The organism is Catenuloplanes japonicus (genome assembly GCF_000717135.1).
Lineage (GTDB): Bacteria > Actinomycetota > Actinomycetes > Mycobacteriales > Micromonosporaceae > Catenuloplanes > Catenuloplanes japonicus.
On sequence record NZ_JNXY01000001.1, the window covers coordinates 423,219 to 436,372 of the forward strand.

The following is a 13,154-nucleotide window of genomic DNA, read 5'->3' on the forward strand; positions in this document are numbered from 1 at the left end:
ATGCCCGAAATCGCCGCGCTGGCCGCTGATCCGTCCCCGTTGGACCGCCGCCTGATCGTGGACGGCGTGCCGTTCACGGTGCGCGCACTGCGTACCGAGGACGCCGCCGCTCTGGTCCTGTTCCTATCCGGACTGTCCGGCGGCAGCCGCCGGTTCTGGCACGGCGCCACCGGCCACGCGGCCGAGGCCACCGGCTGGATCGAGGCGATCGGCCGCTACGACAAGCTGCGGCTCGTCGCCCACCCGGACGATCATCCCGCGGACCTGGCCGGCGTCGCCGACCTCAGCTTCTCCCTGCCGGACCACGCCGAACTCGCCCGATACGCCGATTACGGCCTCCCGCTGGACCCGGACCGCACCGTCCGCTGGGGCCCGTGCGTCGCCAACGCCTGGCAGGGCCGCGGTCTCGCCGCCGCCCTGCTCGAACCCGCGTGGGACGCCGCCCGCCTGCTCGCCCGCGACCGGGTCGTCCTCTTCGGCGGCGTCCACCGCGACAACCACCGCGCCCGCCGCTTCTACCTCCGCCACGGCTTCACCGAGGCCGGCACGTTCACCACCGACGACGGCCCCGGCATCGACATGACCCGCCCGATCTAAGCCGTGCTTGCCTGCCCACGAACCAGATCAAGATCCAATTCACGTTCCCGCTTCCAGCGTGGTGGCGGCCCGTTTGCTCCCGCGGGCAAACCTCGCCGTACGCCAAGACTCCGCTGGCGCTCCGCTTGCCTCCCGGCGACGGAGCCGGTTCCGCGCCACACCGGAAAGAACACGCGACTCCCGCCACACTCACGCCGGCCGACGCGCGTCCCGTCCCGCACCCAGAGGCGGTAACCACGCGGCGGCCCGTTTCAGGCGAACCCCGCGAGGGATCGAACTTGCGCCCGTGGCCTGCGCCCGTGGCCTGCGCCCGTGGCCTGCGCCCGTGGCCTGCGCCCGTGGCCTGCGCCCGTGGCCTGCGCCCGTGGCCCGCGATCAACCGGGCATGTCGTGCCCGAAATCTACGTAAATAGTCGCCTGCAAGCCGACCGCGGCTTCATGCTGACGCTGAAAGCCCCGCAAGCGCTGCCCTCCCGAACAGGCCTCCGAACGGCCTTCCTTCAGATTCCGAGAGCCCGCTTCCACTAACCGAGATCCAAGATCCTTGCGTCTCTGGTGGCCCCTATTCGGCCCGGGAAAGGGCCACCAGAGACGTAAGGATCTTGAGCAGCCCTGCCGCCCGCCCGCGGGCGGGCGTTTTGTCCTTTATGCGCAAGCAGCCACAGTGGTGACAGCCGGGCCCACGAAACCTGGCCACCCGCTCGAAGGGCGGCGCAGCTGCAAGGTCTTGGATCCTGCCCCGGAGCCGGAGCGCTCCCGCCGGAGGCAAATCCGCAGTCAGGCCACCCTACGCCACCAATAACACGAAATTTCGGGCGCGACAGCGCCCGAGTGCTCGGCGTGCCCCGTTGGCCGCGGCGCGTTGCTGACGGGTGCCGGTTTTGCCACGGCAGGTCATTTGCTGACGGGCGCCGGCTTGCCAGGGCGGGTTTGCTGACGGGTGCCGGTATGCCACGGCGGGTTTGCTGACGGGTGCCGGTGCGGCGGTGCGTTGCTGACCGGTGCCGGTTTACTGCGGCGGGTTGTTGAAGGTGCCGGGCCGGCCGCGGTCGGGTGGGGTTTTGGGGTGAGCCGGTGTGGCGCGGGAGCGGAAGGGAGGAGCGCCAGCGACGACCGGTGCCCGCGGGAGCGTGCGGACCCCGACCACCGCGAAGTGGGAAGATGAACTGGAATTTGATCTTGGTTAGGAGGGGGTGCAGAGGCGGGCGAGGGCGGCGAGCTGGGCGCCGTGGCGTGGGGTGATGACCTGGACGGGGGCGTGCTGCCAGCGGGCGTGGGCCTCCTCGGGGGTGAGGCCGGCGGCGGTGCCGATGTCGGACCAGGAGGCGCCGAGTTCGCGGGCCTGGCCGACGGCGGTGAGGGCGCGATCGTCGGGGAGGTCGGGGAGCGAGGCCAGGACGGCGTCGCGGATGGGGGTGATGTGGTCGCTGTACTCGTGGCCGCTGATCAGGTCTATCGCGTCCATCGGCGGGGACGGGTGGGCGGACCAGACGCGGCGGGCGGGGAGGTGCTGCTCGGCGGGCGTGGCGACGCGCAGCCACTGGGTGCCGCGCCAGCCGCAGGAGCAGACGTAGGCCCAGCCGGTGATCCCGGTGTCCGGGCGGACGTGGAACTCGTCCGGCTCCAGGTCGCGGTCACCGATCTTGACGATCAACACCTTGCCCTCGGCGTACGCGGAACCGACCGCGCCGTCCGCGAACGTCGCACCGAGCAGACCCTCGTGCCGCACTGTTGCTCCTACGTCAGACCCGAACAGGACGTGCCGTTGACCGTGCACCGGGCGGGCGTCTCGACGTCGCCGTTCCGGTTGAGATGAAACCGCAGCGGTACGCTGCCGCCCGCGCCCACCGGCACGCCGGACCGCCACGTGTAGGTGCGGCCGTCCACGTCCAGCGTGGCCTGCGGCGCGCCCTCGACCCACGATGTGACCAGGCCGGTGATCGCCGAGGGCAGGGTCAGTGTGACGGTCCAGTCCGCGTCGGCGCGCGTCGGGTTCGCGATCAGCACCTCGCCGATGAAGCCGCCGTCAAAAGAATCGAGCACACGGTACGTCCCGGTGAGTCCTTTTTGTGCGGCGGGTTCCTGTGCCGGCGTCGCTGGCGTCGCCGACGGTGCCGGACTCGCCGAAGGGGCGGACGGCGGCGTGATCGAGGGCGTGGGGCGCACCGGATCGGCCATACCGATCGTAGCCTCCGACTCGGCGGGAGCTGACGACGGCGCATCGAGGGCGAACGACGGCAGCACCGGCGCGACCCGCACCGGCGTCGGCGGATCGGGGTCGCCACCCACCGCGTACGCCGCGACGGTCACCATGGAGACCAGCAGGAACGCCACCGCCACCCCGGTCGGCAGCCAGGGCGCGATGTTGCGGAGCACCGTCGCCGCGCGCATCACACGCCTTCCTGCCGTCCGGAAACCAGCGCCACCCTATACCGCCAAAGCGACGAACGATCGTGATCACGGAGAACGCGACACATCGGACGGACACCGCAAGCTTCTCGCACGGTCCGACCCGGACGCCCCCTCCGGCGCCCACATCCACCTCGACGCCGCCTCAGCCTCCCTGATGCTCGCCCGGGACCCACGCGCCCAGCCCGAGTCGCTGACGGTTCGCGCGTCCGGTGCGGCCTATGATCGGCGCGAAGGGCGGGAGCGGATGAGGATCGCGGTCTCCGGGACGCACGGGATCGGGAAGACCACGCTGGCCGAGGCGCTGTGTGCGCGTCTGCCGGGACATGTCATGGTCGACGAGCCGTACTACCTTCTGGAGGACCAGGGGTACGAGTTCGGCTTCCCGCCGTCGTCGGAGGATTACCGGGCGATGCTGGCCTGCTCGGTGCGGAGCCTGCGCTCCCCGTCGACACCCAGGGCCGTCTTCGACCGCACTCCGCTCGACTATCTCGCATACCTGGCCGCGCACGGAGCGGATCCGTCGGAGCAGGCCGACGCCTCCACGGTACGGCTCGCGTTCGCGACACTCGACCTACTGATCATCGCGGTGATCACGCCGGAGAGCGAGCGGGTCCTGCCCGCCGCGGAGCTGCCCGGCCTCCGCTCGCGGGTGAATGATGCGCTGCTGGAGCTGGTGTACGACGACCCGCTCGACGCCTGGAAGGACACTCCCGTCCTGGAGCTGAGCGGCCCGCTCGACGACCGGCTGGCCACGGCCCTCGACGTCCTGGAGTCATGATCAACAGCGGGCGGTGGCACGGGGTCAGGGATCGGGTGCTGCGACTGGCGGATTCGCCGGGGCCGGACGAGGTGTTCGCACGTCACGCCCACGGGTTCGCCCTGGAGGCGCCGTTGACGGAGGCCGAGGTCACCGAGGCGGAGGAACACGTCGGGATCCGCCTGCCGGAGGCGTACCGCACCTTCCTGTCGCAGGTCGGGGCGGGCGGGGCCGGCCCCGCCTACGGCCTCATCGCGCTGCGCCGGACAACGGACGGCTGGGACTGGCCGGCGGAGGACTCGCATCGCACCGAGACGACGCGGCTCGGTGAGCCGTTCACGCCACGACACATCGAGGGCCGCCCCGTCGGCCACCTCGATCTCCGCGAGCCGGTTCAGTACGACTTCGAGTACCGCGACGACTTCCAGGTGCAGCACAACCGGTGGCAGAAGACGCTGTGGCACCCCGACCGCACGGCCGGCGCGATCTTCCTGTGCGACCAGGGCTGCCTGCGCGGATACTGGCTCGTGGTCAGCGGCGACGAACGCGGAATGATCTGGGAGGACAACCGCATCGACGGAACGGACCTGTCCCCGCTGTTCGACGCGGGCGGTGATCGGCTCACGTTCAGCCGGTGGTACCTGGACTGGCTCAGGCGGGCAGAGGATCAGATGGGGCGCTGATCCGGGACGGCCGTTCGTGCAAGCCACCGGGGCACAGGCGCGGATCATTCGAGGTGCCCCGGCAGGCTGGCGGCACCGAGGTCGCGGTGCGGTGGCTGGGCGGCTGCGACAGTGCCGGGTAACCCAAGCATTCGTCGGTTGTGTGATAGCTGCTGTATCCCGACGTGGCTGGCACTCTGCCACGCCGCGCGGTCCCGCGCATCCAGGTCAGGTGGTGTTTGAGCAACTAGGATTTGCGGCATGCGTCGATTTGCCGCGACCGTTGCGATGCTGCTGGCATACGTTGCGGTGTTGCTGGTCTCCGCTGGGACGTGGTGGCTGTGGGCCCGTTTCGGGTGGCCTCGGGGAAGCGACGCGGGTCAGCAGGGGATGCGAAACGACAACGCGATCTTCTTTGGGGCGCTGGTGAGCGCTGTGGCCATCCCAGCTCTCAGCGGGGGGCTGGTGGCCCGGTTTCGCCGACGCCGCGCCACGGCGGACAACGAGGCGCCGTGGATGGTGGAGACGGCCGTGCTTCCGTTCGTTCCGCGTCCGGACCTGGTGTCGGCCGTGGTCAGGAATCTGTCAGGAACGGTCGCGCTGGTCGGTGCCGGCGGGTTCGGCAAGACCACGCTTGCACAGGCGGTCTGCCGGCTACCCGAGATCCGTGAGCGGTTCCGGGGCGGTGTGCTGTGGGTAACGGTGAGTGAGAACCCGTCGACTGTCGACCTCATCGGCCACCTGGAGCACTTGGCGTATGTGCTCTCCGGCGAGCAGCATGAGTTCAGCAACGTCGGCTCTGCGGCCTTCCGGCTGGGACGGCTCCTTGATGCCCGACCACCGACCCTGCTGGTGATTGACGACGTCTGGACAGCCGAGCATCTTGCTCCGTTTCTTCATGGCGGTCGGACGTGCGCCAGGCTCGTGACCACTCGTGTCTCCCGGCTGTTACCGGACGGCACTGCGCAGGTCGAGGTCGGCGAGATGACGACGGCTCAGGCGGAACGACTACTCAGGCATCACATCGGTTCGAACAATGTCGCTGTGGGGGCATTGATCAAGGGCGCTGCCCGATGGCCGCTTCTGCTGTCGCTGATGGGTGCCGCGGTCGCCGATCTGATCCGGCAGGGAACGCCGACCCGGGACGCGGTGAATGCGCATCTCGCTCTGTTGCGTGAAGCTGGACCTACCGGTCTGGACGAGATATCGCGCGACGCGTTTCGAGGTCGGCTCGTCGCCGGAACCATCGAAGCCAGCATGGGCCGTCTGGACCCGGACCAGCAGCAGCGGTGTCGGGAGCTGAGTATTTTCCGTGAGGACGACCGTGTTCCGCTAGCTGCCGTCCGGATGCTGTGGGCCGGCTCGGCTGGGCTGAGCGCCGTCGACAGCAGCCTCGTCCTCGGCCGGCTCTCCGCGCTGTCATTGCTGACCGTGCACGAGGGAACGTACCTGCGCATGCACGATGTCGTGCGGTCATGCCTTCGACAGGAATTGGCGAGTGATGCCGAGCCCGCATTGCATGCAGGCCTGCTGATGCAGGCTCGCGTGGACAGGAAAGCGGACTGTGGCTGGTGGCACCTTCCGGATGACGACGACTATCTACGTCGTAACCTGACCTACCACCTCTCTGTGGCCGGTGCCACTGAGGAACTGAGCACGCTCGTCCGGGATCTGCGATGGATTCGATTCCGGGTACGCCTGGACGGGCCGGTCGCGGCAGAGAGCGACGTGCGAATGGTGCCCGGATCGGCGACCGACTCGATCGCCCGGTCACTTGCCGCGAGGGCTCATCTGGTTACACCGCTGCTGAACTGCGCTGATGTGACCTCGCCTCTGCTGAACGTGCTGGACGCCCACATTGACACAGAACTCCTGATCCGGGATCGGGAAGCCGGTTGCCTGGTCCCATGTTGGTCGCCCTCAACCGATGAGTCTCCGTCAACACGAACTCTGATCGGTCACACCGGGATCATTTCCGCGGTTGTCGTCGCTACCGACGGCAGCTGGTTCGCGTCTGCGGACGACGACGCCGTCGTGCGGGTTTGGGACACCGAGACAGGAGCGCTGCGACTTGCTCTGACCGGAGACACTCACTACCTCAAGGATGTAGCGGTGTCGTTGGACGGTGACCTGATCGCGAGCGGCGGCTTCGACCGCAATCTGCGAGTCTGGGACGCGACGCTTGGCACCGCCCGGGATGTCTTGCATGGTCATAAAAAGACCATCGCCGCGGTACGCGCGCTGCCGGACGGGCGTCTGCTGACCGGAAGCGATGACGGCACAGTGCGTGTCTGGCAGCTGGCGTCCGGCGTGAGTTCCGAGGTCTACGCCGCGTACGGGCCGAGGGATCGGATTCGGCGAGTTATGGCCCGGCTCCGAGGGAAGGGGATTCCGAGCAGGGCGGTCAACGCACTCGCCGTGACGACGGGCGGTGACTGGGCCGCCGTTGGAAGTTGGGATTCTCAAATCCATCTTGTCGATCTGGGCGACGGCCGGGTCCGGGGCACGTTCCGGGACCACACCGAGCTGAAACAGAACAGACCATGGGGGGAGAGCTGGGCTGGCCCGATCGAAGCCGTCGCGATCTCGCCGTGCGGGCGCTGGGCGGTGAGCTGCACCAGCAATATCGGCGTTGTCCTCGTCTGGGACACGGCGACGTTACGTACGACGCGGCGGCTCTACCACGGAGACTACGGAACCTGCACAGTGGCGATCTCCCCGGACGGCAAACTGATCGTCACTGGAGGTTGGGACAACACTGCCAAGGTCTGGGACGCGGAATCGGGCGCTCTACGGCACACCTTCGACGGTCATTCCAACGGTGTTACCTGTGCCGCGTTCCTTCCGGACGGTCGGCGTGTGGTGACCGGTAGCGCCGACAAGACGCTCCGGATTTGGGACCTGACCGCGGCCAGGACCGGTCAGGTAACGAGCGATGACGGCGGATACGCGCTCGGAGTGCACCCTCGCGGCGAGTGGGTGGCGGCAGACGGTGACATCCGGTTGCGTGACGTCACGACTGGCGCCGTTCGTCGCTCACTCGACGGTCAGCTGAGCGAGCCGACTTCGGTTGCGGTATGGGACGGGGGTCAGCGTCTGGCCGCAGTCGACCAGGGCTCCGTGGCTGCTGTCTGGGACACGGACACCGGAGACTGTCTCGGGATGCTCTACCCCGAGATCGAATCGCTGGTCGGCACCGATCGAGTAATCGTCACTGGGGGCTCCGACGGCTACTTGCGCCTGTGGGATCCGCACTCGGTTACTCAGACCCGCGCGTGGCAAGGGCACCAGGACCGCGTCACCTCCCTGGCCCTTGCTCCGGACGGCAGCTGGTTCGCCAGTTCCGGCCACGATCCTCGGATCCGCGTCTGGGACGCTGACACCGGAAACCCACTGGCGACCTGCATCGGCCATACCGACTGGGTGGGCGGACTGCTCATCCCATCCTCCGGTCGATGGCTGGCGAGTTCGGACGACGACGGCGTTATCCGGCTATGGCGGATGCCCTTGGGAGAGGCTTGGCATGTGCTGAGGGGGCACAGCGGAATGGTCCGTACCCTTGCGATGACGCCGGATGACGCATTGATCGTGTCGGGAAGCTGGGACCATACGGCCCGGGTCTGGGACGTCGCGACCGGTGCCACCCTGCACGTGCTCACCGGACATACCGGCCAGATCGAGGTGGTGACGGTCTCGCCGGACGGATCCCTGGTGGCGACCGGCGGCTGGGATTACACCGTCCGTGTCTGGGATGTGCGTACCGGCCGGTGTCTCGCTGGGGTCACGGTCAACGAGCGTGTGACCGGGTGCGCCTGGATACCCGAAAAATCCATGCTTGCTGCGACCACGCCTAACGGCACCTACCTGTGGTCATACCTGCCCCCACCGAGATGAGCGGGGCAGCAGCCCGCTCCCGTGGGTCCCGTCAGGCGGTGAAGCCTCAGCAGGTCTGCACGTTCCCGTCGTCAGCGGGCGGATTTCGGTGGAAGAGACCGGGCGAAAGCCGCTCCCCGCGACACCCACCGGGACAGCGCGTCGTCCGGTTCGCAGGCGTCCGCGGTCACGGTGATCCAGCCGGACATCGGGCGGCCGCGCATCACCGTCGGGGAGGCGCCGGGCTCGGTGCAGAAGGCGGCGGAGTCGGCCGGGTTCACGCGGACCATCAGGCCACCGCCGGAACGCACCGCTACTGCCATGTGGCCGCCGAGGAGCATGGCCACGCCGCCGAACATGCGTTTCTCGTCGGGGCCGCCCAGCAGTGCCCGGACGCGGGCGGCAAGATCCTCGTCGTACGCCATGAACAGCAGTCAACCGTATGATCGACCGCATGCACGCGCTTTACGCCTGGGGAAACTTCATCCGCGAGGTCGGTCTGGACCGGGACCCGGGCTGGCTCGACCCCGCCCTGCTGGCCGGCGACCGGAGCACGCTCAACGAGTCCCTCACGATCGTCGACGACGGGCCGCTGGTGATCGACGGGCCGCACACGATCTTCGACGTGGACGGGGAGCGGGTCGAGGGCCGCACGCTGATCGGCCGGGACCTCACCGGGGCGGACTGGCGGGTGGTCTACATCCGGGTGGCGACGGACGGCACCCGCAAGCACGCGCGACGGATCATGGCGGAGGTCGAGGAGGCCGGCGACATCGACACCGAGAAGAATCCCACCAGGAACTGGGTCGGCATCGGCAAGATCGTCACCGCCTGGGAGGACAGCCACGGCCAGTGGGATTTCGCGCTGCTGAAGGTGAAGGAAAGCAAGGGCTAGGCGGCCAGCACCTCGACCGTCACCGTGGCCACCCCGCCCACGACCAGCCCGTTCTTCTCCCGGACCGCGCGCTTGACCGGCAGTACGTACGACCCGCGCGCCTTGTCCGGGAAGATCGACGTCGACCACTCGCTGCGACCGATCGCGGCCCGCACCTTGACCGCGCCGAACCCGCGCCGCAGCCCGGCCGTCAGATGCGTGATGTCCTCGGACACGTCCGCGGGCAGGCTGACGAACGTCCAGCTCTCCTGCCGCGCGTCCCACTCCCACAGCGGCGCCTCGAACTCGATGATCATCGGGTGAGCACCGCGACCAGGAAGTCCGCGTCCGGGCCGAACGGGCGCAGGTCCCACGTGCCGAGCAGCAGCGACGCGGTCAGGCCGGCCTCCTTGACGTCCGCGAGGTAGGCGTCGAACCCGTAACCGCGGCCCGCGCCGAAGCCGGTGACCAGACGGCCGCCCTCGCCCAGGTGATCGGCGAGGCGGCGCAGCACCTCCACGCGCGTCGACGGCGCCACGAACGTCAGCACGTTCCCCGCGCACACGATCACGTCGAACCGGTCCGGCAGGTCCAGCGCGGCGAGGTCGCCGACAAGCCAATGCCCTCGGGGGTACGACGAGAGCGCGTCCTCGATCAACGCCGGGTCCAGGTCGACGCCGGTCACGGTGTGCCCGGACTCGGCCAGGTGCCCGCCGACGCGCCCGGTGCCGCAGCCGGCGTCCAGGATGCGCGCGCCGCGCGGCGACATCGCGTCGATCAGGCGGGCCTCGCCGTGCAGGTCGGCACCCTGCGCTGCCATGTCCCGGAACCGCTGGATGTACCACCGCGAGTGATCCGGGTTCGCCGCGATCTGCCGCAGCCAGAGGTTCTCCTCCGTCATGACGCGCCCCTCATCCGTACCCCCGCGAAGATCTTTGTTCGTGCGGAACCCACGGTAGACCGGTCAGGTCAGCGCGAGCACCACCGCATCCCCCGCGGTCGCCGCTGACCGGTAGAAACGCCGCAGCGCGGTGAGGAACGGCACCACGATCTCGTCGAAGTCGGCCCAGCACGGGTCGTCCCAGACGTTCGGGTAGATGTCCGCCGCGGTCAGCGACTGCAGGCGGTGCCGGGCGCGCAGCGTCGCGAGGGCGAGCGTGTCCAGCGCATCCGCGACCTCGGCGACCACGTCCGGCGTGAGCAGCCGGGGGTGGCCGTGCCCGTCGTCGCCGCCGATCTCCTCGCCGCCGAGGATGGCCTGGCCGGCGCCGCGGCTGACCTCCCACGCGGTGCCGGTGATCAGGTAGTGCAGGAGGTGCCAGAGTTTGTCCAGGTCGAGGCCGGCAGGGTCGCCGCCGCGGATCATGGCCGCGACCCGCGCCGGGTCGTCGCGGAGCGCGCGCGTCCCGGCCGCCGGCACCCGGAAGCCCACCAGCCTCATTCCCACCAGCCGAGCATCCCAAATGAGTACGACGGTGTCAGACGCGTTCGCGAATCGCCCCCGACGGCTGCGCGGTCCACTGCGCCAGCAGCCGTAGCGCCGTGTGCGCGGGCGTCCCCGCGGCCGCGGTGTAGACGAACAGCGTCTGCTCCGCGTCGTCCGGCAACGTGAGCGCCTGGTAGGTCAGCGTCAGCTCGCCCACGACCGGGTGCCGGTACCGTTTCGTCCCCGATGTCCGGGCCAGCACCTGGTGATCCGCCCACCACCGCCGGAACGCCTCGCTGCGCACGGACAGCTCGCCGACCAGGGCGGACAGGTCCGGATCGTCCGGGTGCCGCCCCGCGTAGAGCCGCAGCGCCGCCACCGTCTCCGCCCCGATCGTCGCCCAGTCCGCGTGCAGCTCGCGCGCATTCTCGTCGAGGATCACGAACCGCGCGTAGTTGCGCTCCCGGGCAGGCAGCGCGTGCAGATCACCGATCAGGGCGCGGGCGGTCCGGTTGATCGCCAGCACGTCCATCCGCCGCCCCAGCAGCAGCGCCGGGCTCGCCGCACCATCCAAGGTCTCCATCAGCTGGTACGTCGCGACCGCGATCCGCTGCGGCCGGCGCGGTGCCCGGCGGCGCGTGACCGCGGGCCTGGCCAGGTCGAACAGGTGCGCCCGCTCCGCGTCGTCGAGGCGCAGCGCGCGGGCCAGCGCGTCCAGTACCGCGTCCGACGGGTTCAGGTTCCGCCCCTGCTCCAGGCGCACGTAGTAGTCCACGCTCACGCCGGCCAGCGCGGCCAGTTCCTCCCGCCGGAGTCCTTTGACCCGTCTGTCTCCCGTGCCGGACGGCAGGCCGATCTCCTCCGGCCGCAGCCGGGCACGCCGGGACCGCAGGAACCCGCGCAGGTCGTCGTTGTGGCTCACGTACCCCAGTGTCGCCCTGGTCCGTGGTTCCTGAGGCGCGCTGGGTGGTCCTGTCCGTCCCAGCCAGCGCGACTTTCCGCCCCGTCCGAGGGGCTGTGATGGAGGGGCAACACCGCATCCCACCGGAGGTTTTCCCATGCCCAGCATCCGTTCCGCACAGGTCAGCGCGCCCGGCGCCGCGTTCGAGATCGTCACCCGGGAGCTGCCCTCGCCCGCCCCCGGCCAGGTCCGCATCGCGGTCGAGGCGTGCGGCGTGTGCCGCACCGACTCCGCGTTCGTCAACGCCGGCTACCCCGTGACGTTCCCGCTGGTCGCCGGCCACGAGATCGCCGGCCGCATCGACGCGATCGGCGACGCGGTCTCCGGGTGGGACGTCGGCGACCGGGTCGCGGTCGGCTGGTTCGGCGGCAACTGCGGCGTCTGCGTGCCGTGCCGTGCCGGCGAGGCCATCTACTGCGAGCGCCTGCAGGTGCCCGGGTGGGCCTATCCGGGCGGCTTCGCCGAGGCCGTGGTCGTGCCGTCGTCCGCCCTGGCCCGCATTCCGGACCCGCTGACCGCGGTCGAGGCCGCGCCGATGGGCTGCGCCGGCGTCGCCACGTTCAACGCGCTCCGGCACAGCCGCGCACGGGCCGGCGACCTGGTCGCGGTGCTCGGGCTGGGCGGCCTCGGCCACCTGGGCGTCCAGTTCGCGAACAAGCTCGGCTTCGAGGTCGTCGCGATCGCCCGTGGCTCCGCGCGGGCGACGGATGCGCTGTCCCTGGGAGCCCACCACTACATCGACGGTACGGACGAGGACGTGGCCGCCCGCATCCAGTCCCTCGGCGGCGCGAAGGCCATCCTGAACACGACCAACAGCTCCCCGGCGATGAGCGCCGCCTTCGACGGCCTCCGCCCCGGCGGCGAACTGCTGGTCGTCGGCGTCGACCCGGCGCCGATCCAGGTCAGCCCGTTCCAGCTCGTGCCCGGCGGCAGGACGATCCACGGCCACCCGTCCGGCACCGCCCGCGACGTCGAGGAAACACTGCGATTCGCGGCGCTGACCGGCGTGCGGCCGATCACGGAGACGGTGCCGCTGGCAGAGGCGAACGCGGCCTACGGCCGGATGATGTCGGGCGAGGCCCGCTACCGGATGGTCCTGACCAGCTGACGCAATCGGTGCCGGCACGGCTCAGGCGGGGTCGTGCCGGCCGCCTCTCTCCGGCCCGCGCGAATCACGACCGAAGCCGACGCACGCGGGTCCGGCGGGCCTTGCGCACCGTTTCTTGTCAGCAAACGGTGCACGACCATGGGCCGCCCGCGACAACACGTCCCATGACGGCGCAGCCGATCCCTACGGTGATCCGCAGACGACTCGGCACTCGATCAACAGTCGCCTCCGAAACAATGCCCGCGGATTGCACAACACGCCGGCCCGGAGCGCCTCTTTCGCGAACCCTCCCGGAATTCACCCACCATCCGCACAGCCGCAACGTGCGTTCCGGGTCGGCCGGTCGGTCTGCTCACCTGACGCAACGCGGTCCGCCCGTCCGATGCCAAGGCGTTCGGCCGGGCTGATGGGAGGGGTCCGGTGTCGTGCGGCATCGTTCGAGGCCGGCCGCGTCGGACGGGTCGCGTTGAGTGTATGTATATAA

At 69.8% G+C, this 13,154-nt stretch carries 13 protein-coding genes; 6 read left to right on the top strand and 7 right to left on the bottom strand.

The features are described 5' to 3' along the window. The gene (locus tag OP04_RS01980; RefSeq protein WP_232323462.1) at positions 1-597 is read left to right on the top strand and encodes a GNAT family N-acetyltransferase; all 597 of its coding nucleotides are present in this window, start codon (positions 1-3) and stop codon (positions 595-597) included. A gap of 1,183 nt (positions 598-1,780) precedes the next feature. Here OP04_RS01980 and OP04_RS49035 read toward each other — a convergent pair. Together OP04_RS49035 and OP04_RS01990 are read right to left on the bottom strand one after the other, a co-directional pair. After that, entirely contained in the window at positions 1,781-2,326 is a 546-nt protein-coding gene (locus tag OP04_RS49035; RefSeq protein ID WP_051796944.1) for a hypothetical protein, read from the bottom strand. 8 nt (positions 2,327-2,334) lie between these two features. Continuing rightward, complete coding sequence (locus OP04_RS01990) at positions 2,335-2,988, bottom strand: cellulose binding domain-containing protein (RefSeq protein WP_033337635.1); 654 nt, start codon at positions 2,986-2,988, stop codon at positions 2,335-2,337. A 265-nt stretch (positions 2,989-3,253) separates the two neighbouring features. Between OP04_RS01990 and OP04_RS01995 the strand changes: the two genes are divergently transcribed. The 3 genes from OP04_RS01995 to OP04_RS02005 all read left to right on the top strand — a co-directional run bounded on the left by OP04_RS01995 (position 3,254) and on the right by OP04_RS02005 (position 8,322). Continuing rightward, positions 3,254-3,787: an AAA family ATPase gene (locus OP04_RS01995; RefSeq protein WP_033337636.1), complete on the top strand. Its 534-nt coding sequence runs from the start codon at positions 3,254-3,256 to the stop codon at positions 3,785-3,787. Then, positions 3,784-4,449 (top strand): SMI1/KNR4 family protein, encoded by a 666-nt coding sequence (locus tag OP04_RS02000; RefSeq protein ID WP_033337637.1) that lies wholly within the window; start codon positions 3,784-3,786, stop codon positions 4,447-4,449. Before OP04_RS01995 ends, OP04_RS02000 begins: the two co-directional genes overlap by 4 nt. A 240-nt stretch (positions 4,450-4,689) precedes the next feature. Continuing rightward, complete coding sequence (locus OP04_RS02005; RefSeq protein WP_085066140.1) at positions 4,690-8,322, top strand: NB-ARC domain-containing protein; 3,633 nt, start codon at positions 4,690-4,692, stop codon at positions 8,320-8,322. Positions 8,323-8,393: 71 nt separating this feature from the next. On the opposite strand, the gene OP04_RS02010 is transcribed toward OP04_RS02005, so the two are convergent. After that, positions 8,394-8,726, bottom strand: a complete 333-nt coding sequence (locus OP04_RS02010) for a TfoX/Sxy family protein (protein WP_033337639.1) — start codon at positions 8,724-8,726, stop codon at positions 8,394-8,396. A gap of 29 nt (positions 8,727-8,755) precedes the next feature. On the opposite strand from OP04_RS02010, the gene OP04_RS02015 reads away from it, so the two are divergent. After that, positions 8,756-9,196 carry a hypothetical protein gene (locus OP04_RS02015; RefSeq protein ID WP_157239118.1) on the top strand — a complete coding sequence of 147 codons (441 nt, stop codon included), beginning with the start codon at positions 8,756-8,758 and terminating at the stop codon, positions 9,194-9,196. Here the strand turns inward: OP04_RS02015 and OP04_RS02020 are convergent. The 4 genes from OP04_RS02020 to OP04_RS02035 all read right to left on the bottom strand — a co-directional run bounded on the left by OP04_RS02020 (position 9,193) and on the right by OP04_RS02035 (position 11,523). Beyond that, a complete protein-coding gene (locus OP04_RS02020; RefSeq protein ID WP_033337641.1) occupies positions 9,193-9,492 on the bottom strand; it encodes a DUF1905 domain-containing protein in 300 nt (99 codons plus the stop codon). The two genes, OP04_RS02015 and OP04_RS02020, sit on opposite strands and share 4 nt — an antisense overlap. Continuing rightward, the gene (locus OP04_RS02025) at positions 9,489-10,076 is read right to left on the bottom strand and encodes a class I SAM-dependent methyltransferase (RefSeq protein ID WP_033337642.1); all 588 of its coding nucleotides are present in this window, start codon (positions 10,074-10,076) and stop codon (positions 9,489-9,491) included. The genes OP04_RS02020 and OP04_RS02025 overlap by 4 nt, the downstream gene beginning before the upstream one ends. Positions 10,077-10,139: 63 nt before the next feature. After that, the gene (locus tag OP04_RS02030) at positions 10,140-10,616 is read right to left on the bottom strand and encodes a YfbM family protein (protein ID WP_051796945.1); all 477 of its coding nucleotides are present in this window, start codon (positions 10,614-10,616) and stop codon (positions 10,140-10,142) included. A gap of 37 nt (positions 10,617-10,653) precedes the next feature. Continuing rightward, on the bottom strand, positions 10,654-11,523 hold the full coding sequence (locus OP04_RS02035; RefSeq protein WP_033337643.1) for a helix-turn-helix domain-containing protein: 870 nt from the start codon (positions 11,521-11,523) through the stop codon (positions 10,654-10,656). Positions 11,524-11,659: 136 nt separating this feature from the next. Here OP04_RS02035 and OP04_RS02040 point away from each other — a divergent pair, with 136 nt between their 5' ends. Continuing rightward, a complete protein-coding gene (locus tag OP04_RS02040) occupies positions 11,660-12,670 on the top strand; it encodes an alcohol dehydrogenase catalytic domain-containing protein (RefSeq protein ID WP_033337644.1) in 1,011 nt (336 codons plus the stop codon). The last annotated feature ends 484 nt before the right edge of the window (positions 12,671-13,154 follow it).

Excerpts from the sequence above, each read along its gene's own strand:
- OP04_RS02030 (WP_051796945.1), bottom strand. The coding sequence starts at position 10,616 with ATGAGGCTGGTGGGCTTCCGGGTGCCGGCGGCCGGGACGCGCGCGCTC.
- OP04_RS02040 (WP_033337644.1), top strand. The coding sequence starts at position 11,660 with ATGCCCAGCATCCGTTCCGCACAGGTCAGCGCGCCCGGCGCCGCGTTC.
- OP04_RS01980 (WP_232323462.1), top strand. The coding sequence starts at position 1 with ATGCCCGAAATCGCCGCGCTGGCCGCTGATCCGTCCCCGTTGGACCGC.
- OP04_RS01995 (WP_033337636.1), top strand. The coding sequence starts at position 3,254 with ATGAGGATCGCGGTCTCCGGGACGCACGGGATCGGGAAGACCACGCTG.
- OP04_RS02010 (WP_033337639.1), bottom strand. The coding sequence starts at position 8,726 with ATGGCGTACGACGAGGATCTTGCCGCCCGCGTCCGGGCACTGCTGGGC.
- OP04_RS02005 (WP_085066140.1), top strand. The coding sequence starts at position 4,690 with ATGCGTCGATTTGCCGCGACCGTTGCGATGCTGCTGGCATACGTTGCG.
- OP04_RS02020 (WP_033337641.1), bottom strand. The coding sequence starts at position 9,492 with ATGATCATCGAGTTCGAGGCGCCGCTGTGGGAGTGGGACGCGCGGCAG.
- OP04_RS01990 (WP_033337635.1), bottom strand. The coding sequence starts at position 2,988 with ATGCGCGCGGCGACGGTGCTCCGCAACATCGCGCCCTGGCTGCCGACC.
- OP04_RS02000 (WP_033337637.1), top strand. The coding sequence starts at position 3,784 with ATGATCAACAGCGGGCGGTGGCACGGGGTCAGGGATCGGGTGCTGCGA.
- OP04_RS02025 (WP_033337642.1), bottom strand. The coding sequence starts at position 10,076 with ATGACGGAGGAGAACCTCTGGCTGCGGCAGATCGCGGCGAACCCGGAT.
- OP04_RS02015 (WP_157239118.1), top strand. The coding sequence starts at position 8,756 with ATGCACGCGCTTTACGCCTGGGGAAACTTCATCCGCGAGGTCGGTCTG.